The sequence below is a fragment of the Rhodanobacter sp. Root627 genome (genome assembly GCF_001427835.1).
In the GTDB taxonomy this organism is placed as follows: domain Bacteria; phylum Pseudomonadota; class Gammaproteobacteria; order Xanthomonadales; family Rhodanobacteraceae; genus Rhodanobacter; species Rhodanobacter ginsenosidimutans.
Window position 1 is genome coordinate 406,643 of the sequence record NZ_LMGW01000002.1, and the last position, 23,543, is coordinate 430,185.

General features: G+C 67.6%; 16 protein-coding genes. 7 read left to right on the forward strand and 9 right to left on the reverse strand.

What is annotated here, in order from left to right; translation table 11 throughout:
* Positions 1–163: 163 nt before the first annotated feature.
* Genes ASD68_RS09170 through ASD68_RS09180 form a run of 3 tightly spaced genes read left to right on the forward strand, consistent with a single transcriptional unit; the run spans position 164 to position 4,320 of the window.
* Complete coding sequence (locus tag ASD68_RS09170; RefSeq protein WP_056605961.1) at positions 164–1,489, forward strand: amino acid permease; 1,326 nt, start codon at positions 164–166, stop codon at positions 1,487–1,489.
* 51 nt (positions 1,490–1,540) lie between these two features.
* Complete coding sequence (locus tag ASD68_RS09175) at positions 1,541–2,077, forward strand: (2Fe-2S)-binding protein (RefSeq protein WP_056605962.1); 537 nt, start codon at positions 1,541–1,543, stop codon at positions 2,075–2,077.
* Positions 2,074–4,320: a molybdopterin cofactor-binding domain-containing protein gene (locus ASD68_RS09180; RefSeq protein ID WP_056605965.1), complete on the forward strand. Its 2,247-nt coding sequence runs from the start codon at positions 2,074–2,076 to the stop codon at positions 4,318–4,320. The genes ASD68_RS09175 and ASD68_RS09180 overlap by 4 nt, the downstream gene beginning before the upstream one ends.
* 110 nt (positions 4,321–4,430) lie before the next feature.
* Here ASD68_RS09180 and ppk1 read toward each other — a convergent pair whose 3' ends face one another.
* From ppk1 to ASD68_RS16825, 3 genes are all read right to left on the reverse strand, one after another.
* On the reverse strand, positions 4,431–6,578 hold the full coding sequence (gene ppk1 / locus ASD68_RS09185; RefSeq protein ID WP_056605968.1) for a polyphosphate kinase 1: 2,148 nt from the start codon (positions 6,576–6,578) through the stop codon (positions 4,431–4,433).
* 120 nt (positions 6,579–6,698) lie between these two features.
* The gene (locus tag ASD68_RS09190; RefSeq protein WP_056605971.1) at positions 6,699–8,681 is read right to left on the reverse strand and encodes a hypothetical protein; all 1,983 of its coding nucleotides are present in this window, start codon (positions 8,679–8,681) and stop codon (positions 6,699–6,701) included.
* A gap of 103 nt (positions 8,682–8,784) precedes the next feature.
* Positions 8,785–9,690, reverse strand: coding sequence for a hypothetical protein (locus ASD68_RS16825; protein ID WP_235578701.1), 906 nt, complete (start codon positions 9,688–9,690; stop codon positions 8,785–8,787).
* A 239-nt stretch (positions 9,691–9,929) separates the two neighbouring features.
* On the opposite strand from ASD68_RS16825, the gene ASD68_RS09200 reads away from it, so the two are divergent.
* Positions 9,930–11,045, forward strand: a complete 1,116-nt coding sequence (locus ASD68_RS09200) for a porin (RefSeq protein ID WP_056605974.1) — start codon at positions 9,930–9,932, stop codon at positions 11,043–11,045.
* 1,109 nt (positions 11,046–12,154) lie between these two features.
* Here the strand turns inward: ASD68_RS09200 and ASD68_RS09210 are convergent.
* Genes ASD68_RS09210 through ASD68_RS09225 form a run of 4 tightly spaced genes read right to left on the reverse strand, consistent with a single transcriptional unit; the run spans position 12,155 to position 15,985 of the window.
* Complete coding sequence (locus ASD68_RS09210; RefSeq protein WP_056605980.1) at positions 12,155–13,270, reverse strand: TOBE-like domain-containing protein; 1,116 nt, start codon at positions 13,268–13,270, stop codon at positions 12,155–12,157.
* A 10-nt stretch (positions 13,271–13,280) separates the two neighbouring features.
* Positions 13,281–14,144, reverse strand: a complete 864-nt coding sequence (gene cysW / locus ASD68_RS09215; RefSeq protein ID WP_056605983.1) for a sulfate ABC transporter permease subunit CysW — start codon at positions 14,142–14,144, stop codon at positions 13,281–13,283.
* Positions 14,141–14,974 (reverse strand): sulfate ABC transporter permease subunit CysT, encoded by an 834-nt coding sequence (gene cysT / locus ASD68_RS09220; protein WP_056605986.1) that lies wholly within the window; start codon positions 14,972–14,974, stop codon positions 14,141–14,143. Before cysT ends, cysW begins: the two co-directional genes overlap by 4 nt.
* 3 nt (positions 14,975–14,977) lie before the next feature.
* A complete protein-coding gene (locus ASD68_RS09225; protein ID WP_056605990.1) occupies positions 14,978–15,985 on the reverse strand; it encodes a sulfate ABC transporter substrate-binding protein in 1,008 nt (335 codons plus the stop codon).
* Between the two features lie 439 nt (positions 15,986–16,424).
* On the opposite strand from ASD68_RS09225, the gene fusA reads away from it, so the two are divergent.
* Positions 16,425–18,464, forward strand: a complete 2,040-nt coding sequence (gene fusA / locus ASD68_RS09230) for an elongation factor G (protein ID WP_056607435.1) — start codon at positions 16,425–16,427, stop codon at positions 18,462–18,464.
* 115 nt (positions 18,465–18,579) lie between these two features.
* Here fusA and ASD68_RS09235 read toward each other — a convergent pair whose 3' ends face one another.
* Positions 18,580–19,059, reverse strand: a complete 480-nt coding sequence (locus ASD68_RS09235; protein ID WP_056082029.1) for an SET domain-containing protein-lysine N-methyltransferase — start codon at positions 19,057–19,059, stop codon at positions 18,580–18,582.
* A 128-nt stretch (positions 19,060–19,187) separates the two neighbouring features.
* Between ASD68_RS09235 and ASD68_RS09240 the strand changes: the two genes are divergently transcribed.
* Both ASD68_RS09240 and ASD68_RS09245 read left to right on the forward strand, forming a co-directional pair.
* Positions 19,188–19,667: a hypothetical protein gene (locus ASD68_RS09240; RefSeq protein WP_056082035.1), complete on the forward strand. Its 480-nt coding sequence runs from the start codon at positions 19,188–19,190 to the stop codon at positions 19,665–19,667.
* 23 nt (positions 19,668–19,690) lie between these two features.
* Complete coding sequence (locus ASD68_RS09245; RefSeq protein WP_056605993.1) at positions 19,691–21,481, forward strand: acyl-CoA dehydrogenase C-terminal domain-containing protein; 1,791 nt, start codon at positions 19,691–19,693, stop codon at positions 21,479–21,481.
* Positions 21,482–21,561: 80 nt separating this feature from the next.
* On the opposite strand, the gene ASD68_RS09250 is transcribed toward ASD68_RS09245, so the two are convergent.
* Positions 21,562–23,472 carry an alpha/beta fold hydrolase gene (locus ASD68_RS09250; protein ID WP_156458372.1) on the reverse strand — a complete coding sequence of 637 codons (1,911 nt, stop codon included), beginning with the start codon at positions 23,470–23,472 and terminating at the stop codon, positions 21,562–21,564.
* Positions 23,473–23,543: the final 71 nt, after the last annotated feature.

The following is a 23,543-nucleotide window of genomic DNA, read 5'->3' on the forward strand; positions in this document are numbered from 1 at the left end:
TACAAGCCGCCTATTGTGCCGCAAGCGGGCCGCATCGTTCTGCTCCCGCACGGGCAAAACCGGGGCGCGCCAGCGTGCCGCACACGCCGAAAAAGCCGGCACAGCTTGCCGGGCGCGCAGCGCACCGCCATGCTGTCGCGCTTTTCAATTGCCGTCCGATTCGATGTCCACGCCCACGAAACCCGATACCTACCTGCGCAGCCTGCGCCCCTGGGACGCCGCGCTGATCGTGGTCGGCGGCATCATCGGTGGCGGCATCTTCCTCAGCCCGGGGGTGGCCGCGCAGCGTACGGAGTCGGGGCTGGCGCTGCTGCTGGTGTGGGCCGGCGCGGGCGTGCTGACCCTGATCGGGGCGCTGTGCTACGCCGAGCTGGGTGCGCGCCGGCCGCATGCCGGCGGTACTTACGTTTACTTGCGCGAGGCATTCGGGCCGCTGGCCGGGTTTCTGTTCGGCTGGACCATGCTGTTGGTGATCTACTCCGGCTCCAGCGCGGCGGTGGCGACGATCTTCGCCAGCTACACCGCGTCGCTGTTCGGACTTTCGACGGCGTGGTCGCTGCCGTTGACGGTGGGCGCGCTGGTGTTCGTGACCGGGCTGAACCTGTTCGGCCTGCGGCTCGGCGCGCAGATCCAGAACCTGTTTTCCGTGCTGAAACTGCTGGCGGTGGCGGCGCTGGTGGTGGCGGGCCTGTTCCTCGCCGGGGCCGGCCAAAGCCAGGTGCTGGCGGTTGACCCGGCGCGCCACGGGGTCGGCTTCGTCAGTGCGGCGTTGCCGGTGCTGTTCGCCTACTCCGGCTTCACCTACCTCAACAACCTGGCTGGCGAGGTGCGCGATCCGCAACGCACGCTGCCGCGCGCACTGACCCTGGGCATGCTGCTGGTGATTGTGGCCTACGTGCTGGTCAACGTGGCCTACCTGGCGGTGCTCGGCCACGACGGGCTGGCCGCCAGCACGGCGCCGGCGGCCGACGTGATGCAGCGCGTGCTCGGCCCCACCGGGGCGAAAGTGATCGCGTTGGGCGTGGCGATTTCCACCCTGGGCTTCTGCAACATCACCCTGGTGGCCGGCGCGCGCGTGTTGCAGGTGATGGGCGAGGATGGCCTGTTCTTCCGCGCGGTGGCGCGGCTGCATCCGCGTTACCGCACGCCGAACACGGCGCTGCTGCTGTTGTCCGGCTGGGCGGTCGTGCTGGCGCTGTCAGGCAGCTACGGCCAGTTGCTGGATTACGCCACCTTCGGCGACTGGCTGGCCTGCGCCGCGGGCGTGGCCACGCTGTTCTGGTACCGCCGGCGCGATGGCGGCACCGCCAGCTTCCGCGTGCCCGGTTATCCGTGGTTGCCGCTGCTGTTCATCGGCATCGTGGCGTGGGTGGTGGTGATGACCATGCTGGACAACCCGCGCAATGCCGGCATCGGCGCGCTGATCATGCTGGCCGGCGTGCCGGTGTACGTGGTCTGGCGCCGGCTGTTCAGCCGCGCGGCACCCTGAGCCCGGGGCGGCAATGTCACAATAGGGCGATACCCGCCAAGGAGATGATGGATGCCGCCCGCGCAAGATCAGGCCATGCCGACCCCGGACAGCAACATCGTGCCCGAGAAGATCCGCGATGGTATCGAGGTGGTCATCAACGGCGAGCCCTTCCGTCATACCGGCGATCCTGCGATGCCCCTGCTGTGGTACCTGCGCGACGTGCTGCGCCTGACCGGCACCAAGTACGGCGGTGATGCCCAGGCCGGCAACGGCGCCGACCTGGTGCTGGTGGACGGCAAGCCGGTACCGGCCATCGGGCAACCGATGAAGGCGCTGGCGGGCAAACGGGTCACCACGGTGGAGGGCCTGGCCGCCAACGACGGCACCCTGCATCCGCTGCAACAGGCTTTCATCGATGAGGACGCAATCGGCTGCGGCTATTGCACGCCGGGTTGGCTGATTTCGGGAGTGGCCTTGCTGACGCGCACCGCGCAACCCTCCGACGACGACATCGACCGGCTGCCCAACCTGTGCCGCTGCGGTTCGCAGACGCGCGTGCGTCGCGCCATCAAGCGGGCGGCCGCCGGCAAGGCGGGCCAGGCATGAGCGGGCAGATCCAGCTTTCGCGGCGCCGCTTCCTGCAGGTGCTCACCGGCACCGCCGGGGCGTTGATCGTGGGCATCCGCACCGCCGGGGCGGTCGACCTGCCGCCGGCGTTGCTGGGCGGCACGTTCCAGGCGCTGGGCCCCTACGTGCAGATCGACAGCGACGGCAACGTGCTGATCGGCGCGCGCGACCCGGATACCGGCACCGGCGTGGCCACCTCCCTGCCACGCATCATCGCCGACGAACTCGACGCGGACTGGAACCGCGTCAGCGTGATTCCGCTGGGCCTGGGCGTGGAAAACGACCACGGCCAGCCGCGCTGGATCTACGGCCGCCAGCTCGGCGGCACCGGCGGCTCCATCCCCGCCGCCTGGCAGGAGCTTCGCCAGGTCGGCGCGCTGGCCCGCTGGCTGTTGCTGCAGGCGGCCGCGCGCCGGCTGGGCGTCCCGGCTGACCGCTTGCGCTGTGAATCGGGAACGGTGATCGCACCCGACGGGCGCCGCGTCACCTACGGCAGCCTGGTCGAGGTAGCCGGCAAGATCCCGCTGACCAAGAGCGTGCCCCCGGTGAAAACGCCGGAGCGCTACACCCTGATCGGCGCGCCGGCCGGTGACGTGGATGCCCACGCCATCGTCACCGGCCAGGCCAGCTACGCCATCGATCACCACTATGGCGATGCGCTGGTGGCGGTGCTGGTGCATTGCCCCTGGCCCGACGGCACGCTGGCGCGCATCGACACGGCCGCAACGCTGGCGGTCAAGGGCGTGGTCAAGGTGCTGCAGTTGCAGCCGGAGAAGGATCAGCCGCTCGGCGAGACAGCGATCGCCCCGGCCGTGGCAGTGCTGGCGCAGGACACCTGGTCGGCCTTGCAGGGACGCGACAAGCTGGAGCTGGAATGGAAGCCCGGCGCCAGCGGCACGCAAAGCAGCTACGCGCTGGAACAACAGGCGCAGGCCCTGCTCGACGGCGACAACGCGCCCACCACGCGCGTGCGCAACGACGGCGACGTGGACGCCGCCGGCAAGAAGGCCGCCCGCCGACTGGAAGCCACCTACGTGCAACCGTGGCTGGCCCATGCCACCGCCGAGCCGATGAACTGCCTGGTGCGGCTGGACAAGGACCGCGCCAGCCTGGTCGTACCCACCCAGGCGCCGCAGCGTGCCTGGGCCGTGGTGCAGCGGCTGACCGGGCTGGCCCCCGACCGCATCGACATCCGTGTGCCCCGCGTCGGCGGCGGTTACGGTCGCCGGCTCGATCACGACTACGTGGCCGAGGCGGTGATGCTGGCCAAGCTGGTCGACAAGCCGGTGCGGCTGTTGTGGACGCGTGCGCAGGATTTCGGCCACGACTTCTACCGCGCCGCCAGCGTGCACCGCATCAGCGCCATCGTGGGCCGCAAGCGCGAACTCATCGGCTGGAACCAGCGCATGGCCAGCGCTTCGGCACTGGTGCAACGCGGCGTGCCGGACAACCGCCTGTGGACGTCCGAAACCCGCGCCGACCAGCTGCCCGCGGGTCTGGTGCCGAACTACCGCAGCGACTGGTACGGCCTGGAATCAGCCATGCCACGCGGCCCGATGCGCGGCATGCCGCACCTCAGCAACGCATTCGCGGTGGAAAGCTTCATCGACGAAATCGCGCACATGATGCGCGAAGACCCGCTGAAAACCCGCCTGCGCCTGCTCGGCGAACCGCGCACGCTGGCGCTGGCCGGCGGCGGCACGCTCGACCTCGGCCGTCTGGCCAACGTGTTGAAACTGGTCGCCGATCGCATCGAATGGAAAAACTGGTTGCGCAGCGTCAACGGCCTGGGCATCGCCTGCTGGCATATCGACGGCGCCTACGTGGCGCACGCGATCGAAGCGTCGATGCAGGGCGAAAAACTCACCATCGAACGCGCCGTGTGCGCGGTCGACGTGGGCCGCGTGATCAACCCGCTGGGCCTGCAAGGCCAGGTGGCCGGCGCCACCCTGGATGCGCTGTCCACCGCGCTGAACCTGGCGGTGACCTACAAGGATGGCCAGATCCAGCAACACGACTACAAGAGCTACCCGCTGGCCAGCATGGCGCAGCTGCCCAACGACGTGGAAGTGATCACCGTGCCCGGCGACCGCTCGCCCGCCGGCGCCAGCTTCCTGGCCATGCCCACCGCCGCCCCCGCCCTGGCCAACGCGGTGTTCCGCGCCAGCGCCGTGCGCGTGCGCCGGCTGCCGCTGATGAAGGAGTTGCTGCGGCTGTTGTAGCGGCGGACTGCACCCTGTAGGAGCGGCTTCAGCCGCGACGCTCTTTGCCTCGCGGACTCGAAGCAGGAGCATCGCGGCTGAAGCCGCTCCTACAGTGGTTGGCGGCGAGCTCAGCTGCCGCACAACCTCTCCAGCATCTCCGCCTGCGCATGCCGGCCCGGCATCGCTTCGGGCGCGGCGAGGCGCAGGTATTCGCCGTCGGGTTGCAGCAACGAGGCGCCGGTGTCGTCGGCGAGATAGCGCTGCAATGCACTGAACACGCGCAGCTGCAGCTTCTTGCCTTCGATCGGGAACGCGGCTTCCACGCGGCGATCGAGATTGCGTTCCATCAGGTCGGCACTGGCCAGGTACACCCGCGGCTCGCCATCGTTGGCAAACCAGTAGATGCGGCTGTGTTCGAGGAAGCGGCCGATGATCGAGCGCACGCGGATGTTTTCGGAAACGCCCTCGATGCCGGGGCGCAGGGCGCAGATGCCGCGCACGATCAGGTCGATCTGCACGCCGGCGATGCTGGCCTTGTACAGCGCGCGGATCACGTTGGGTTCGGTCAGCGCATTGATCTTGAGAATGATCTGCGCCGGCTTGCCGGCCGCGGCATGCGCGGCCTCCTGCGCGATCAGCTCCAGCAGGCTGTTCTTCAGCGTGAACGGTGCATGCAGCAGTTTCTTCATGTGCAGCACCTTGCCCATGCCGGTGAGCTGGCTGAACAACTTGTGCACGTCCTCGCACAGCGCCTGGTCGGAAGTGAGCAGGCTGTAATCGGTGTACAGGCGCGCGTTGCCGGTGTGGTAGTTGCCCGTGCCCATGTGCGCATAGCGCACCAGCCCGCGACCCTCGCGGCGCTGGATCAGCATCAGCTTGGCGTGCGTCTTGATGCCCACCACGCCGTAGATCACCATCGCGCCGGCCTGCTGCAGGCGCGAGGCGAGGCTGAGGTTGGATTCCTCGTCGAAACGCGCGCGCAGTTCGACCACCGCGGTCACTTCCTTGCCGGCGCGTGCCGCATCGACCAGCGCGTCGGCGATCTCGGAGTTCGCGTTGGTGCGGTACAGCGTCTGCTTGATCGTCAGCACCTGCGGGTCCTTGGCCGCCTGGCGCAGCAAGTCGACCACCGGCGTGAACGACTCGTACGGATGCAGCAGCAACACGTCCTGCCTGCCGACCACCTGGAACAGGTCCTCGGCGTGCCGAAGCGCCTTGGGCAGGCTCGGCGTGAACGGTGGGTACTGCAATTGCGGATAGCGGACGTCGGTGGCGATGCGGAACAGCCGCGCCAGGTTCACCGGGCCGTTCACTTCGTACAACTCCGATTCGGTGAGGCCGAACTGCCTGAGCAGGTAGCCGATCAGATCCTTCGGGCAATTGTCGGCCACCTCCAGCCGCACCGCGTCGCCGAAACGGCGCGAATACAGCTCGCCGCGCAACGCCAGCGCCAGGTCCTCGACGTCTTCCGGATCGAGCGTGAGATCCGCGTTGCGGGTCAGCCGGAACTGGTAGCAACCGAGCACGTCCATGCCCGGAAACAGTTCCGCCACGTGGGCGTGGATCATCGACGACAGCAAGACGTGGTTGTCGCCGCCATCGCTGATTTCCGGCGGCATCGGGATCAGCCGCGGCAGCACACGCGGCGCCGGCACGATGGCCAGGCCGGAGTCGCGCCCGAACGCATCGACGCCGTCCAGCTGCACGATGAAGTTGAGGCTCTTGTTGACCAGCAGCGGAAACGGATGGGTGGGGTCCAGCCCGATCGGCGTCACCAGCGGCGCCACCTCGTCGCGGAAATAGCGACGCACCCACAGCTTCTGCTTGTGCGTCCACTGCGTGCGGCGAACGATGCGGATGCCGTGCGCCGCCAGCTCCGGCAGGATGCGTTCGTTGAGGATCGCGTACTGCCGCTCGATCTGCCGATGCGCGATCTCGCTGATCATCGCCAGCGCGCGCTTGGGCCGGATGCCGTCCGGGCCGATCATCTCGTGATCCAGCGCCACCTGCCCTTTCAGGCCAGCCACCCGGATCTCGAAAAACTCGTCCATGTTGCGCGAGAAAATCAGCAGGAACTTCAGCCGCTCCAGCAACGGCGTGCGCTCGTCCAGCGCCTGATCCAGCACGCGGATGTTGAACTGCAGTTGCGACAGCTCGCGATGGATGTACAGGCGGTTGTCGCCCAGGTCCACCGCGGGCAGCACCGCGCCCGCATCGTTGGCCGCCGGCGCCGTGGCGTCAGGCGGTGATGTGTCGCGAATCAGGCGGCTGTTCATCACCGGCTCCGGCAAGAGGGATAAGGGTGGCGCGCATGCGCGCCGGACGCCCAGTTTGCGAAGTTTTCTTGACCGGAAGATGACAGTCGCGATGTTCGGCCGCAGCAGGCCTTTTGATGCCTATTGCCGGATGAACTGGTCGCTGGCCGGCACCCACGAACTGGAGGAGCGCGCCGGCGCGGCGGGTTTGACCGCAGGCGCGAAGGCGCTTTCGCAGCCGGGCGGCAACGGGCCGCCGGCGACGCGGGCGGCGGCGCATTCGGCATCGTTGGTGAACACGATGGCCCGCTTGGGCGCGCTGGCCGCGGGCGCCGGCACGGTGGGCACGCCCGCCGCGGTCGAGGGCAGGTTGAGCCGGCGATACACCTCCTGACCCAGCGGCTTGGCCGGCGGGTCAGGGTTGCCGCAACCGAGCAGCGCGATCGGCAGCAGCGGCGAGGCGGAGCATTCGACGCGGATGCCTTGCGGCAGGTTGAAGGTGTGCTTGATGGTGGTTTTCTCCACCGCGCGACGCAGGGCGGTGTCGATCGAGCTTTCGTTCTTCGGCGCCCAGTATTTGTCGAATGATGTCGCCTTGTAGGTGATGCCGGAAGAACGGTGGCTCATCACGTCGGTGTCGCCGCGGGGTTTCAGCTGCACGTAGTCGCCCAGCTCACCCTGCTTCTCGCCCTGCGCCGCACCGGCCTGCTCGGCGCCCTGCTCGCCGACGCCGCGGCTCTTGCCGGTGGCCGCTTTCGTGCTGCCCTGCGCCTGCGTGGGAGCGGGCTGGCCGGTGCCACTGGCGGCCGCCTTGGCGACGCCCGCGGGCTCGCCCGGCGTGGCGGTGTCGCTGCCTTGCGCGATGGCGTCGGGCGCGGTGCTGACGTCGCGACCGGCATCGGCCTTGCTGGTCGCGGCGGTGCCGGTTTCCGCGCTGGCCGTGGGCTCGCTGGTGTCGGGGGCGCTGGTGTCGGCGGCGCTGTTGTCCTTCGTCGCGGCCACCGCCTCGGCACCGGCATCAGCGACGGCAGCGGGCTTGGCCTCGGCAGCCGGCTCCGGCGCGGGTTGCTCGCTGAGTTGCGGGCGCGCCAGTACGGGGCGCTCGATCGCCGCCATGGCCTTGCGCGTGTCCTGCACCTTCACCGCCGACGCTTCCGGCGGCGCCACGGCCGGACGCGCCAATGCCGTCTGCGGCACCGCGTCCAGTTGCGCCTCGGCCACCTCGACGGCGGGTGCCTCGATCCGCGGCGCTTCGCGCTGCACCACCGGTGTGGGCACGCTGAAGGTCGCCTGCAGGTTGACCTGCGGCGACGGTTGCGCGGGCAAGGGCACGGCCTGCATGTCGGGCACCGGCGGCGCGGCCGTCACGGTGGCGCGGATCGGCTGCACGCTGGGCGGCTCGGCGCTGCGCGGCACTTTCATGTCCAGCGCGATGCTGGGCGCGCTCACCGGAGGCGGCGCTTGCGCTGGCAACGGCGGCAGCGCCAGCGAGGCCGGCGGCGGCATCGGCTGGGTGCCTTCGAGCTGCGGCGGGCGCACTGCCTCGGGCTGGAACTTTGGCGGCACCGGCGGCTGCATCGACACCACCGGCGGCGTCACGCTGGGCGGCTCGGCGGCCAGCGGTATCGGTTGCAACTCGGGCGTGGGCGCGGGTGTGGGCAGGCTGATCGGTGGCAGGGGTGCGGCCGATTTGTCCGGTGTCGGCGCGCGAACCGGCGCGGGCGGGCTGACCACCGCAGGCTCGGGCACGACCTTCGCTTCACTGACGCGCGCCAACGACGGCACCGCCGTGCTGGCGCTGGTGTGGCGCACGGGCGGACGCGTGGCAGTCGGTCGCACGCGGGCCTGGTGGCGGGGGCCGATCTCCTTGGGCGGCGTGCCGCGCACGGGCGGCGGCGGTGGCGGCTCGGGCGCATCGATCAGCCGCACCCGCAGTGCCTTTTCCTGCGATTCCGGCGGCAGTTTCACCTGGTAAGCCGGGCCCAGCACGAACACCAGCAGAAACACCACGTGCACCAGCATCGTGCCGACGATGCCAACGATGCGGCGACCCGTTTCGCGCGGCTCGACGCGGGTGCGCTGGCGGTAGGCAACGGCGCGGCGGGCCGCCAGCGGCGAATCCATCAGCACACGTGCCGGACGATCAGCTGGGGGGCCGGCAGGTTGGTCCGAAGGCGGCAAGGGCATGGGCGCAAGTGTAGCCGGGCGCGCCGCGCCGGTGCGGCGATCAATGGGCCCTGGCGGCACCTGCGGCGCGATCACGCAACTCGGCATCCACCGCGCGGTTCGGCGTGTCGGTGGGGCAACCCCAGGGCAACGGTTTGTTGGCCCGGTAGATCGCGATGCAAGCCTCCACGCTGGGCGGTTTCGCTGCCTTGGGGTCGGGTGCCAGCGGTTTGGATGGCGCCATGCTGAGGCGTGCGTCACCATCCTTGGCCGAGGGCGGTGGCGGCGGATTGATGCAGTCGGGAATGGGCACGCCCACGACCGTCTTGCACTTCAGGTGGATGCCGCCCGGCAGGTCCACATCCGTGTCCTTGACCACGGCATCCACCACATGCCGCAACGCGGCGCCGCCCAGGGTTTCGTTCGGCGGCGGAAAATACTTGTCCAGCGAGGTGCCCTTGTACTTGATCGGATCGCTGTTCTGCATGATCCGGCGATCACCCTGCAACGCGTGCGACACGTAACCGGGCGTTGCACTGCTGGCCGACGCGGCAGGCAGCAGCGGCTGGCCGTCGCGGCCGTACAAGGTCACCGGTTTGCGCGCCGGCGGCGTGGCCGGCAGCTGAATCGTCATCGCACGCCTGGTCGCAGGTGTTGTGCGTGCCGGTGGCTCCCGCGGCGGCAAGGGTGGCACGACCGGCGGTGGCGGCGCGGCCGTTTCCACCGGCGCACGCGTGATGAAACGCACCTGCAGGACCTGTTGCGATTCGGCCTTGATCACGCGACGCCCCGGCCGCAGTGCCTGCCATGCCACCAGCGCCATCACCACGTGCAGCAGCGCCACCAGGCACAGCAACCAGCGATTCCATGGCAGCACGCGCGGTGAAACCCGCCAGCGCCGCCGCCGCAAAAGCGCCAGCGTTCCGGCGTCCAGATCGTTCCAGTCGCCACCTTTTTTCCGCTGCATGGAAGCGATAACAATGTCCCGGCCACAAAGGGATGTCGGCAGCATGGCAAACCCTGCTTGAACCCGACCCTTCCCCGACCACCGCCAGCACGCGCGGGTTCCCGCACCAAGATGCGCGAGACATCGATTGACGCCCTCGTCATAACCACATGACGGAAGATAACTTCCGTCAGCGAACCGTTTGGATACCGTTGTGCCCACTGCGCGTGAAGCGCTGGCGCCCCCCAACGAGAATCCCCATGCACACCAGAACCCTGCTTGCCCTGAGCCTTCTCGGCCTTGCTCCCCATGCTTTCGCCGCCACCGACGAGTGGCCGACACGAGCGCATTTCGACGACGGCATCGAGCTCGGCGTGAAGGGCAATTTCCAGTACGACACCAACCAGTTCAGCACCGGCCACTTCGACGACGCCACCACCTGGCGACGCCAGGTCGTCACCCTGTACGGCGCAAAAAAGGGCGTTTTCAACGCGGACGTGGGCTACGACTTCCAGTCCAACGCGTGGCAGGACGTGTTCCTGGGCGCCACCACCGGCATCGGCAATTTCCGGCTGGGTGAATTCAAGACGCCGGTAGGCATGGAAGATGGCGCCACCTCGGCCAGTGCCACCACTTTCCTGGAAACCAGCCTCGCCGGCCAAGCGATATACGAGGGCCGGCGGCTGGGCCTGGAATGGAAGTACACCGGGCTGTCGCGCTGGGCGTTCCAACTGGCGTATTTCGGTCGCCACGATCTGAACGACGCAGCCAGCGGAAATACGGCAGCGGCCCGCGCCGTGTTCAATCCCGTCAATGAAGGCAACGACGTCATTCACCTGGGGCTGTCCGCCTCGCGCGAGGCGCGCGACGATCGCACGGCGCGTGTACGCGCCCGCCCGGAGGTGAACCTCACCGCGATCCGCCTGGTCGACACCGGCACCCTCACCGGCGTCGACCGCATCGAGCGCGCCGGGCTGGAGGCAGCGTGGCTGCACGGCCCGTGGCTGGCGCAAGCCGAATACCTCACACTCGACGCCCACCGCAACATCGGCAGCAACTACCGCAGCGACGGCTACTACGTATCGGGCAGCTGGCTGCTGACCGGCGAATCCCGGCGCTATCGCAACAACGCGTTCGGTGCCCCGACGCCCGCACGCGACTGGGGCGCACTGGAGTTTGCGCTGCGCTATTCCGCGGTGGACCTGGACGATGGCGTCGTGCGCGGCGGCGAGCAGCACGACTGGACGCTGGGCCTGAACTGGTACCTGCCCCGCGGTTTCAAACTGCAAGCCAACTACATCCGCGCCTGGAGCGACCGACGCGGAGCAAGCGTGGATCCGGAAATCTTCGCGCTGCGTGCGCAGCTGGCGTTTTGAGGAAAGCCGCTACTGGGCCCGCTGTAGGAGCGACTTCAGTCGCGATGCTTTTGCTCTTGGATCTGGCTCCAGAGCAAGAGCTTTCGATCGCCTGCGGCGCTCGAGTCACTTTTCTCTTGCGTGGCCAAGAGAAAAGTAACCAAAAGAGAAGGCCACCCCACTTGGCGCTTGCCGGGCTCCTGCCCGGCAAGTCCGTGAGTCGGGGTCGGGCTTTTCGACAGCACATCCATGTGCTGGCGAAAAGGCATCGGCATCCTGCCGATGCCCNCTTGGCGCTTGCCGGGCTCCTGCCCGGCAAGTCCGTGAGTCGGGGTCGGGCTTTTCGACAGCACATCCATGTGCTGGCGAAAAGGCATCGGCATCCTGCCGATGCCCTCTTCGGGGCCTTGTCGCCCCCGCCTCACCGCCGCACAGGGGCCCCGGGTAGAGCGACGGGCCATCCTGGCCCGTACTCGGGATGAAGCCAGGGCAAAGGCAAAGGCGAAAGCAGAAGCAGAAGCGAAGCTGCTCACCTCAGCCGTTCTCCCTGAGCGTAGGCCGCAGGCCGAAGTCGAAGGGCCGCTCGACTTCACCCTTCGACTCCGCCGCTGCGCGGCTACGCTCAGGGCGATCGGACGGTGAGGAAAAAAGCAGAGCTTCATGCGGCGACGCTCTCGCAGCGGCAACGCCGCTGCGCACCGAGTGCGCGCCACGATGGCGCGCTGCTTTATACCCGGGGCCCCTCTGAAGCGGCGGGCGGGCGAAGGATCAGCCCGMAGGGTGGTTCGCATGGATGCGAACCAGTTTGGCGTCAATCCATGGCGAGGGCATGGATGCCCGAGTTGAGGCAGCGCAGGAGCGGTTGCCCGATGGACTGTCGACAAACCCCGCAGCCCGACCGCGTACCTTGCGGGCAGGAGCCCGCAAGGCGCGCAAGCGGGGTGCTCTTTCTCTTTGGTTACTTTCTCTTTGAGCACGCAAAGAGAAAGTGACTCGAGCGCCGTAGGCGATCGAAAGCTCTTTGCTCTAAAGACTCACAAAACCCAAAAAGCATCGCGACTGAAGTCGCTCCTACAAAAACGGCAAGAGCATCCCGCACAGGCCCGCTCTAACGGCGAGGGTTGCTCTGTCTACGGAGCAGCTCGCGGTTGCAGCACGTGGCGCGCGGCCACATTGGCTTCACCTTCTGCGTCGAGCGGAAACGAGGTGATCAGTCGTGGTTGCACGACCAGCGATTGCCCCGGCTGCAGGCCGCGTTGGGCCACCTCGTCACTGGACATGTCCGCCTCCAGCACCTGCCCCAGCGCGGGCACATCCAGCTCGAGGTGCGCCACGCCGCCGGCCAGGTAGATGTGCCGCAGTTGCGCGGCCCAGCCATCCGCTGCTGGCGCCGACGACACCAGCAGATGTTCCGGGCGCACGTAGCCGATGGCGCTGCCGACGGCGTTGCCCGGCCAGGGATCGGCACCGAGTTGCCGTTGCCCGCCGGTCAACACGCCGTTCGCGCGCTGCAGCGGAATCCTGTTGTTCTTGCCGATGAACTCGCACACGAACGGCGTGGCCGGCTGCTGGTAGATCGCCTCCGGCGTGCCGATTTGTTCGATGCGGCCGCGATTCATCACCGCCACGCGATCGGCCAGCTCCAGCGCCTCCTCCTGGTCGTGGGTGACGAACACGCTGGTCAGGCCCAGCTCCTCGTGCAGATTGCGCAGCCAGCGGCGCAGTGCCACGCGCACTTGTGCGTCGAGCGCACCGAATGGTTCGTCCAGCAACAGCAGGTCCGGCTCGACGGCCAGTGCGCGCGCCAATGCCACGCGCTGGCGCTGGCCGCCGGAAAGCTGGCTGGTGTAGCGCTTGCCCAGGTCGTCCAGTTGCACGCGCTTCAGCAGTCGCTCCACGCGCTCGTTGATCTCCGCGCGGCTGGGACGCGACTTGCGCGGGCGGATGCGCAGGCCGAACGCCACGTTCTCGCTCACCGTGAGGTGGCGGAACAACGCGTAATGCTGGAACACCAGGCCCACCTTGCGCTGCCGCGCGTCGACCGCCAGCAGATCGCGGTCGTTCTGGCGCACGCTGCCGCTGTCGGGATAATCCAGCCCTGCCAGGATGCGCAGCAAGGTGGTCTTGCCCGAGCCGGATGGCCCCAGCAGCGCCAGGAACTCACCTGGTTCGATGCGCAGGCTGACGTCGTCCAGTGCGGCAAAGCCGGCGTAGCGGCGATGGAGATGGGACAGTTCGAGGGTCATGCGTTGTTTCTCAATGGCCACGCGTAGCACGCGCGGCAAGTTCGTCGCCGTAGCGCCATTCCAGCAGCGCCTTCACCACCAGCGTCAGCAGCGCCAGCAGGCCCAGCAGCGAGGCCACGGCGAAGGCACCCATGTAGTCGTACTCGTTGTAGCGCATCTCCACTTCCAGCGGCATCGTGGTGGTCAGGCCGCGGATGTGACCAGACACCACCGACACCGCGCCGAACTCGCCCATCGCCCGCGCATTGCACAGCAGCACGCCGTACAGCAGCGCCCAGCGGATGTTGGGCAGCGTGACGCGGAAAAACATCTGCCAGCCGCTGGCGCCCAGCGTGCGCGCGGCTTCTTCTTCCTCGCTGCCCTGCGCCTGCATCAGCGAAATCAGCTCGCGCGCCACGAACGGCAAGGTGATGAACACGGTCGCCAGCACCAGCCCGGGCACTGCGAAAATGATCGTGACGCCGTGATCGGACAGCCACGGCCCAAACCATCCCTGCGCGCCAAACAGCAGTACATAGACCAGGCCGGCCACCACCGGCGATACCGAAAACGGCAGGTCGATGAACGCGCCCAGCAGCGCCTTTCCGCGAAACTCGAAGCGCGTCATCGCCCATGCCGCCGCCACGCCGAACACCAGGTTCAGCGGCACCGCGATGATCGCCACCAGCAAGGTCAGCTTGATCGCCGACACCGTCTCCGGCTGCGCCAGCACGTCCATGAACGCGGCCACGCCCTTGCCCAGTGCCTCGATGAACACCGCCGCCAGCGGCAGCAGCACCAGCCCGGCCATGAACGCCATCACCAGCGCGATCAACGCGCCACGCAGCAGGCGATGGCGCCAGCTCAGCGGGCGGCTTGCATGCCGGCCACTCATGCGCCGCGCTCCGCCCAGCGCCCGCTCCAGCGTTGCAGCAGGGCGATGGCCACCAGCAGCAACAGCGAGAAGCCGAGCATCACCGTGCCCAGCGCGGCGGCGCCGGCGTAGTCGAATTGCTCCAGCTTCTGCACGATCAGCAGCGGTGCGATTTCCGAGCGCAGCGGGATGTTGCCGGCGATGAAAATCACCGAGCCGTACTCGCCCACCGCTCGCGCCAGTGCCAGTGCAAAGCCGGTGAGCAGGGTCGGCAACAGCGCCGGCACGATCACCCGCACGAAGGTCTGCAGGCGGGTGGCGCCCAGGCTTTCGGCGGCTTCTTCGACATCGCGATCCAGTGTTTCAAGCACCGGCTGCAGCGTGCGCACCACGTAGGGAAAGCCCACGAAAATCATCGCCACCAGCACACCGGCCGGCGCGTACGCGATCTTGATGCCAAGCGGCAGCAGGTATTGCCCGAGCCAGCCGTTGGGCGCGTAGATCGCCGTCAACGCGATGCCGGCCACGGCGGTGGGCAAGGCGAACGGCAGATCCACCAGTGCGTCGATCAGTCGCCGCCCGGGGAAGCGGTAGCGCACCAACACCCAGGCCACCAGCAAACCGGCCACTGCGTTGAACAGCGCCGCGACCAGCGCGCCGCCGAAACTCAGCTTCAACGCAGCCAGCGTGCGCGGCGCGGAAAGCAGTCGCAGCCAACCATCCACATCCAGCGCCGACGCCTTCCACACCAGCGCCGCCAGCGGCAACAGCACGATCAGCCCAAGATACGTCAGCGCGTAGCCCAGGCTGATGCCGAAGCCGGGCAACACCCGTCGTCGTTGGCGACCCATGCGTCAGCTGCCCGGGCCGATCTGATCGAACACGCCGCCATCGGCGAAGAAGCGCTTCTGCGCCGCACGCCAACCGCCGAAAGTGTCATCGATGGTGAACAATTTCAGCTTCGGAAACTGCGTGTCGTACTTGGCCTCCACCGAGGCCAGCCGCGGCCGGTAGAAATTCCTGGCGATGATTTCCTGCGCCGCGGGCGTGTAGAGAAACTTCAGGTAAGCCTCGGCCACCGCCTGGGTGCCATGCTTCTTCGCGTTCCTGTCGACCACCGCCACCGGCGGTTCGGCCAGGATGCTGATCGAGGGCACGACGATCTCGAAGGCGCCCTTGCCCAGCTCCTTCTGCGCCAGGAATGCCTCGTTTTCCCACGCCAGCAACACGTCGCCCACGCCGCGCTGCACGAAGGTGTTGGTGGCGCCGCGGGCGCCGGTATCGAGCACGGGCACGTGCTTGAACAGCTCCTTCACGAAAGCCTTTGCGCTGTCATCGGTGCCGCCGGGCAGCTTGCGCGCATAACCCCACGCCGCCAGGAAATTCCAGCGCGCACCGCCGGAGGTTTTCGGGTTGGGCGTGATCACCTGCACGCCCGACTTGATCAGATCGCCCCAGTCGCGGATGCCCTTGGGGTTGCCCTTGCGCACCAGGAACACGATGGTCGAGGTGTACGGCGTGGAGTTGTCGGGCAGCCGTTTCTGCCAGTCCGTGGCCAGCAGGCCGCGATCGGCCAGCGCGTCGATGTCGTAAGCCAGCGCCAGCGTCACCACGTCGGCGGGCAGGCCGTCCACCACCGAGCGCGCCTGCTTGCCGGAGCCGCCATGGGACATCCGGATCGCCGCCTTGTCGCCCGGGTGGCTGGCGTTCCATTGCGCCAGGAAAGCGGCGTCCACATCGCGGTACAACTCGCGGGTGGGGTCATAGGAAACGTTGAGCAGGGTCGCGGCGGCGACGGTTCCCGCCAGGGTCATTCCGCTCAGGAGGACAGCGGCCAGCAAAAGCAGTGATGGTCGTTTCATGGCGATTCCACGGGGATGGGGAGGGCTCAGCGTATCGGGGCCTTTCCGGCCCCGCGAAATGGTCAAAGGCGATGACGATATGCCGCCCTGCATGGTGCGGGCCTGATCGGGAGATGAATGCAATCACGTCGCCGGTTAAGGTTCCGCTAGGAACCCGCCGCGTGGAAAGTCGGGCACACCGATGCGGTGGCACTGCGTGTTTTTCCGCGCATCGCGACCGCTCCGCAGCCGCGCCGCACGCCCCTCCCTGCACTGCAGCTTGACCCGACCCGCGCTTCGCTCAAGTCTAGGCGGGCGGCATCTGCCGCTTCCGCCATGACCGTCCTCGCTGCGTGCGGGCGATGCGCGACCATGACGGCCCGCCATCGTCAGCCGCCAGCGCGGCCTCATGCGGCGCCGTTATGCCATGAGGCCACGCCCTTTCTGGGAGGGTCGCATCGTGTCGCATTCCACGGAACACATCCGCAACATCGCCTTGACCGGGCACGCGGCAGCGGGCAAAAGCACGCTGCTGGAAGCCTTGTTGCTGGCCGGCGGCGCGATCCAGTCGCCCGGCAGCATCGAGCGCGGCAATACCATCTCGGACAGTGACGCGCAGGAAAAAGCCCGCGGCCATTCCATCGACAACTGCGTGGCCAGCGTCGATCACGGCGATTGCCACCTCAACCTGATCGACACCGCCGGCTACGACGATTTCCGCGGCGGCACCCTGTCCGCGCTGGCCGCGGTGGAAACCGCGGCGATCGTGGTCAACGCCGTCAACGGCATCGAGCACGGCACCCGCCGCATGATGCTGCACGCGCGCCAGCGCGGTCTGGCGCGCATGCTGGTGATCAACAAGATCGATTTCGACGGCGCCGACCTGGCCGCGCTGGTAGATGCGTTGCGCCAGGAATTCGGCACCGAATGCCTGCCGGTGAACCTGCCCGCCGGGCACGGCAGCCGCGTGCTTGACTGCTTTTTCCACAAGGACGGCGTCACGGATTTCTCGTCGCTGACCGAGGCGCACCAGCGCATCATCGACCAGGTCGTGGAGATCAGCGAAACCACGATGGACGTCTATCTTGATGCCGGCGAGGCCGCGCTCACACCGCAACAGTTGCACGACGCGTTCGAGCAATGCCTGCGCGAGGGGCATCTGGTGCCGATCTGCTTCGTCAGTGCCCGCACCGGCGCGGGTGTACGCGAATTCCTGGAACTGGCCGAGCGGCTGCTGCCGAATCCGGCCGAGGGCAACCCGCCGCCGTTCGCGCGCGCCGATGGCACGCCGTTGTCCATCAGCGCCGACCCCGCCGGCCACGTGGTCGCCGACGTGTTCAAGATCGTCAACGACCCGTTCGTGGGCAAGCTGGGTGTGTTCCGCGTGTGGCAGGGCACGGTGCGCCGCGACAGCCAGCTGCTGATCGACGACAACCGCAAGCTGTTCAAGGTCGGTCACCTGCTGCGGTTGCAGGGCAAGACGCATGTGGAGATCGAGGACGCCATTCCGGGCGACATCGCGGCGGTATCGAAAGTGGAGGACATCCACTTCGACGCGGTGCTGCACGATTCCCACGACGAGGATGCCATCAGTCTCGCACCGCTGGCATTCCCGTCACCGATGTTCAGCCTGGCAGTGCGGACGCGGCACAAGGGCCACGAGCAGAAGCTGTCCAACGCGCTGACACGGCTGGCCGAGGAAGACCCCTGTTTCCGGGTGGAGCATCACAAGGAACTCAATGAAACGGTGGTGCGCGGGCTTTCCGAATTGCACCTGAAAGTGATGCTGGAACGCATGCGCGAGCGCTACGACGTGGAGGTGGACACGCACCCGCCGCGCATCGCCTACCGCGAAACCATCGCCGCCAGCGCGGATGGTCATCACCGGCACAAGAAACAGACCGGCGGTGCCGGCCAGTTCGGCGAGGTGTTCCTTCGGGTCGAGCCGTTGGCGCGCGGCGCCGGTTTCGAGTTCGTCGACGAAGTGAAAGGCGGCGTGATCCCCGGCCAGTTCCTGCCGGCGATCGAGAAAGGCGTGCGCCAGGCGATGGAGCACGGCGCCATCGCGGGGTTCCCGCTGCAGGATCTTCGCGTGACCGTTTACGACGGCAAACACCACGCCGTGGACTCGAAGGAAGTGGCCTTCATCAGCGCCGGGCGCAAGGCGTTCATCGACGCCGTGGGCAAGGCCAAACCGATCGTGCTGGAGCCGATCGTGAACGTGGAAGTGGCCGTGCCCGAGCACCACGTGGGCGACGTCACCGGCGCGCTGGCCGCCAAGCGCGCGCGCATTCTGGGCACCGATACGCAACGCGGCGGCGAGCGCGTGATCAAGGCACAGGCGCCGCTGGCCGAACTGACCGACTACCCCACCGAACTGAAATCGATGACCGGCGGCCGCGGCCGCTACAGCCTTGATCTGAGCCACTACGAAGCGGTGCCGCCGGCCGTGCAGAAGCAGCTCGGGGAGAGCTGGAAGCCGCGTGTCGAAGAGGATTGAGGCGAGAGGCTGTCCGTGGCCGACTGTCTTTCTGTAGGAGCGACTTCAGTCGCGATGCTTCGCTCAAAAGTTCGGGCAAAGAGCATCGCGACTGAAGTCGCTCCTACAAGGTCTTTTACGCCGCGCGAGGACGCTTGGGCTTCAGCAAGGTCCCGGTGCACTTGGGCGAACCGCACAGGCACTGCCACAGCTTCTTCAACCGCGGTGTATACGGCGCATCCAGCACGATGCCGTAGTCATAGGTGAGCTCCTCACCCGGCTTGATCTTGCGCAGCGCCTCGATCACCACCTTGTCGCGGCGACGATCGCCATCGGCATTTTCCTCCACCAGCGCGCGGCAATTGGGCGCGCAGCTGTGGTTGATCCAGCGCGCGCTGTTGCCGCCCTGGTTGGCGTCGATGATGTACTCGTCGTTCAACGTGAACAGGAACGTGTGCCCGGTTTCGCCACCATCGCCATACAGCGCGTCCGCCTCGGCGTGTGTCAGCAACTTGCCCTTGTACTCGACGACTTCCTCGCCCCGGGCAATCGTGTCGACAGCGAAAACGCCATTGCCGTGGATGGGAGAACGGCGGGCGACGAAACGTCGTGGCATGGAATGGAACCTGCGGGGGAAAAGAAACATGATGCCTGTTTGCGCTTGGCCAATAAACATCGCACTGGCGTGCGCACGGCCAAACATGGTTAGAATCAGAGTTCAAACGATCGTTTGGAGAATCTGCAATGTCCGTATTGCGCTGGATCGTCCCCGCCCTGTTGTGCCTGGCGCTGGTCGCCTGCGGGCCGCCGAAGAAAAGCGTGTTTCCGCCGACGGTCACCGTGCAGCAGTTGACGGTGCTTCCCGGCGGGCAGTGGCAGCTGACGGTGCGCATCCAGAACAACAGCTACTCCAGCATGGATTTCAGCGTGCTGGAAGGCAGCATGCAGGTGGCCGAGTTGATGCCGATCCGGCTGCATGCCAGCTTCAAGCGGGACATTCCGGCGTTTGCCGGCGACGTGATCCAGCTTGACGTCCTGCCCACGGCGGCGATGACCCAGACGCTGCAAGCCGTCGCCGCCAAGGGCAGCCGCGGGTCGCTGCCCTATCGCATCGGCGGCAGCGCCCGCGCCCAACCCGAGCAGGAAGACGCGCCACGCGACTTCGATTTCAGCGGCAAGGACTGGCTGTCCCCCGTCCCCGGCATGCCCGGCACCTTCCGCTAGCACCCTCTTCCCAAGGAACCGACATGACTGCTTACAAAGCCCCCCTCGATGACCTGCGCTTCACGCTTTTCGATGTGCTTGACGCGGAACAGACCCTGCTGTCGCTGCCCGGCGGCGACGCCCACAGCCGCGACCTGCTGGACGCGGTGCTGGAGGAAGCCGGCCGCCTCAGCGAACAACTGCTGGCGCCGACCAACGGCCCGGCCGACGCCGAGGGCTGCCACTTCGACAAGGCCACCCAGACGGTGACCACGCCGAAGGGCTTCAAGGAAGCGTTCAAGGCCTTCGCCGAAGGTGGCTGGACCGGCCTGACCAACCCCGAGATCTACGGCGGCCAGGCCCTGCCCGGCGTGCTCGGCACCGCCACAACCGAGATCTTCCAGTCCGGCAACCTGGCTTGGAGCCTGTACCCGCTGCTGTCCGAGGGCGCCACCCACGCAATGGCCATGCACGGCGAGGAATGGCAGCGCGAGCGCTTCATGAAGCCGATCGTGGCCGGCCGCTGGACCGGCACCATGTGCCTCACCGAACCGCAGGCCGGCTCCGACCTGGGCCTGCTGAAAACCCGCGCGGAACCCGCTGCGGCGGACGCCGACGGCCACGCCGTCTACAAGATCAGCGGCACCAAGATCTTCATCAGCGCCGGCGAGCACGACCTCAGCGAGAACATCGTGCACCTGGTGCTGGCGCGCCTGCCCGACGCGCCGGAAGGCAGCCGCGGCATCTCGATGTTCATCGTGCCGAAGTTCAAGCTCAACGCCGACGGCACGCCGGGCGAACGCAACACCGTGGCCGCCGGCGCGATCGAGCACAAGATGGGCATCCACGCCTGCTCCACCTGCGTGATGAACTTCGACGGCGCCGAGGGCTACCTGATCGGCAAGCCGCACAAGGGCCTGCCCGCGATGTTCACCATGATGAATGCGGCGCGCCTTTCCGTCGGTGTGCAAGGCCTGGCGCTGGCCGAACGTGCGCTGCAGAACAGTCTCAACTACGCCCGCGAACGCTTGCAGTCGCGCTCGCTGTCGGGCCCGAAATTCCCCGACAAGCCGGCCGACAACCTGCTGGTGCAGCCGGACGTGCGGCGCATGCTGCTGACCCAGCGCGCCTTCGTCGAAGGCTCGCGCGCGCTGGTGCTGTACACCGCGTTGCAGACCGACATCGAGCATCGTTCCACCGACGAAGCAGTGCGCCAGAAGGCCGGCGAGCTGGTGGCGTTCCTGATCCCGATCGCCAAGGGCATGACCACCGAGCTGGCGCAGGAGTGCACCAAGGAGGCGCTGCAGATCTACGGCGGCCACGGCTACATCGCCGAGAACGGCATGGAGCAGTTCGTGCGCGATGCCCGCATCATCACCTTGTACGAAGGCACCACGGGCATTCAGGCCGCCGACCTGCTGGGCCGCAAGATCCTCCAGTTGCAGGGCGTGGGCGCAAAGCATTTCCTGCAGGAGATCAGCGCGTTCTGCCAGCAGCAAAGCACCAACGCGGCGCTGCGCCATCTGATCGGCCCGCTGGCCGTTGTCACCAAGGAATGGAGCGACCTCACCGTGAGCCTGGCCCAGCGCGTGGCGGCCAACCCGGAGGAACTCGGCGCCGCGGCGACCGACTACCTGTACTACTCCGGCTACGTCACCCTCGCCTACCTGTGGGCGCGCAGCGTGGCGGCCGCCGAGGCCGGCAATCAATCCGCCGCGTTCAAGCAGGCCAAGCGCGACACCGCCGCGTTCTACTTCGCCCGCATCCTGCCGCGCACGCTGATGCACAAGGCGGCGATCGAAGCCGGCGTGGACACGCTGCCCGCGATCGACTGATCCATCGCTGGCATTCGCCATGACAAAAGCCCGGGGCGATCCCGGGCTTTTTTTCGACCGGGGCGGACCCCCGACGCCCGCTACGGCGTGTGCTTCACCGCCTCCAGCTGCAACCGGAGAATCCGGCGCAGCTCCAGGATCGCCGCCGGGGTTTCCTGCACGCTGTGCCAGGAGGGTATGGCCAGTTCGGAATCGGCGCCATCGAGATGGGCGCTCTTGTACGGCACCACGCCGTCGCTGCTGTCCTGCAGCGGTCCCTTGCTTTTGTAGACGCCCACGATGGTGTGGTAATGCACGCGCGGCGAGATCGGCAATCCGGCCGAGGCGATGATGAAGGGGTCGGTGTCACTGAGGTTGTCGATGCTGTTGGGGATGCGCAGCAGCGGCGCGTTGTTGCCTTCATCGCCGTCGGTCTTGATCAGTTCGGTGAGGCTGGCCATCTCCTTCAGCACGCCGACCGGCAGGCGGATCAGGTTGCCGATCCAGCGCGCCAGCCGATGCTGCGCATACGGCGTGCCGCGATGCGGCGAGGCGAGGAAGATGGCGCGATCCACCTGCGGCATCGGGGTGAACTGCAGGTAGCGGCTGAGCCGCGCGCGAAAGCGGGCGCGCCTTGCCGCCGGCAGGTTCGGCCGCAGCGGAATCAGGTCCCACAGCTTGTCGCCGCTGGAGGACACCAGCAGCCGTGCGATGACGCCGCCCATGCTGTGCCCGATCAGGGTCATGTCCCGCGAGGCGCGCGCCGTGCCGGTGGGGTCGTAGTGGTGCAGCGTGGCGTCCAGCGCCTTGCGGATGTTGGCGAGATTGACGGCAACCGGCGCGTTGGTCGGGTAGTAGACCTCCCACACCTGGTAGTTGCGACGCAGCGCCTCGTCGCCCATCACTTCGTTGGCAACGTTGATCCACGCCTCCGGGCTGCTGGCCAGGCCGTGCAGCATCACCACCACCAGACGGTTCGGATCGTACGGCTGCATCAGCAGCACGCGCGGGGTCTGGATGCCGCCTTCGCGCCCCAGCAGCGAGCGGATCGACTGGCTGGCGAAGCCCGAGCGCGCCAGCCACACGCCATAGGCGGCGGTGAAGTTGGCGCCCAGCGGAACGCTGCGGCCGGCGATCGTGAGGGTGTCGTCGCGATACGGGTCGCGCACCACCAGTTGCACCTGCCGCGTCGCCAACACCCGGGCCAGCGTATCGCCGTCGAAGATCAGCGCGCCGGTCATCGATACGTAATCCGGATCGCGCCATGCCACGTCATTGCCGGGCGCCTGGGGCGGTGCGACGGCAACGAAGTCCGAGCCGAAACCGTCACGTCGGTAGACATTGCGCAAGCCACGAAAACGCAGGCCCGCCGCGGGGATGAGTTCGGCCGGCACCCGCGCGTCGTCGGCCAGGCGCAGGTCGGTATCGGCGCGCAACACCGTCCAGCCGGCCAGCTCGGTCTTCGTCCATTGCCGACCCAGCTGCGGCAGCGCCTCGAAGAAGCGGCTCACCGCGCGCTGCACGGCGTAGTTGTAGAAGCCGATCACCTGCACCTGGCGCAGGTCGAAGGCGCGCGCGGCCAGCGGGCGCTCGGTGTGGAACAGATAGGCGTAGGCGTAGCGCGCGGATTCCAGGTACGCGTCGAGCGTCGCCGCGTCCATCGGCGTCTTGTCGTTCGCGTGATCACCGTCGATGGCGCGGCCCATCCACAGCTCGGACAAGGCCGAAAGCCGCTGCTCGTCGGTAAGCCCGGGCGACTGCGCCACCGTGTCCGTGCAACCGACGAACTCGTGCTGGCAACTGTCGGTGGTCAACGCCACCACATTCAGCGCCTGCACCGTGCCGTCGCTGAGGCGGGCGGCACCGATCACGTCGGCGCGCCGCTCGTTGGCGTAGTCGTTGTGCTTGACGCGGCTTACCTCGACCATCGCGCAGGCATTGAGGCACAACAGCACCGCGACGAGGGCGCAACGCGCCATCACGCGACCCCGGACCGGCAGGGAAAGCTGCATCGCTACACTCATCGGCCGAGTGTAGCCGCGAGGCGGGCACGGATTGCCTTGCCGCGGCCGAAGCCGCACGC

What these genes read in the sequence shown, in the direction of transcription:
- ASD68_RS09170 (WP_056605961.1), top strand. Translation starts at nt 164, where the DNA reads ATGTCCACGCCCACGAAACCCGATACCTACCTGCGCAGCCTGCGCCCC.
- ASD68_RS09175 (WP_056605962.1), top strand. Translation starts at nt 1,541, where the DNA reads ATGCCGCCCGCGCAAGATCAGGCCATGCCGACCCCGGACAGCAACATC.
- ASD68_RS09180 (WP_056605965.1), top strand. Translation starts at nt 2,074, where the DNA reads ATGAGCGGGCAGATCCAGCTTTCGCGGCGCCGCTTCCTGCAGGTGCTC.
- ppk1 (WP_056605968.1), bottom strand. Translation starts at nt 6,578, where the DNA reads ATGAACAGCCGCCTGATTCGCGACACATCACCGCCTGACGCCACGGCG.
- ASD68_RS09190 (WP_056605971.1), bottom strand. Translation starts at nt 8,681, where the DNA reads ATGGATTCGCCGCTGGCGGCCCGCCGCGCCGTTGCCTACCGCCAGCGC.
- ASD68_RS16825 (WP_235578701.1), bottom strand. Translation starts at nt 9,690, where the DNA reads ATGCAGCGGAAAAAAGGTGGCGACTGGAACGATCTGGACGCCGGAACG.
- ASD68_RS09200 (WP_056605974.1), top strand. Translation starts at nt 9,930, where the DNA reads ATGCACACCAGAACCCTGCTTGCCCTGAGCCTTCTCGGCCTTGCTCCC.
- ASD68_RS09210 (WP_056605980.1), bottom strand. Translation starts at nt 13,270, where the DNA reads ATGACCCTCGAACTGTCCCATCTCCATCGCCGCTACGCCGGCTTTGCC.
- cysW (WP_056605983.1), bottom strand. Translation starts at nt 14,144, where the DNA reads ATGAGTGGCCGGCATGCAAGCCGCCCGCTGAGCTGGCGCCATCGCCTG.
- cysT (WP_056605986.1), bottom strand. Translation starts at nt 14,974, where the DNA reads ATGGGTCGCCAACGACGACGGGTGTTGCCCGGCTTCGGCATCAGCCTG.
- ASD68_RS09225 (WP_056605990.1), bottom strand. Translation starts at nt 15,985, where the DNA reads ATGAAACGACCATCACTGCTTTTGCTGGCCGCTGTCCTCCTGAGCGGA.
- ASD68_RS09235 (WP_056082029.1), bottom strand. Translation starts at nt 19,059, where the DNA reads ATGCCACGACGTTTCGTCGCCCGCCGTTCTCCCATCCACGGCAATGGC.
- ASD68_RS09240 (WP_056082035.1), top strand. Translation starts at nt 19,188, where the DNA reads ATGTCCGTATTGCGCTGGATCGTCCCCGCCCTGTTGTGCCTGGCGCTG.
- ASD68_RS09245 (WP_056605993.1), top strand. Translation starts at nt 19,691, where the DNA reads ATGACTGCTTACAAAGCCCCCCTCGATGACCTGCGCTTCACGCTTTTC.
- ASD68_RS09250 (WP_156458372.1), bottom strand. Translation starts at nt 23,472, where the DNA reads ATGCAGCTTTCCCTGCCGGTCCGGGGTCGCGTGATGGCGCGTTGCGCC.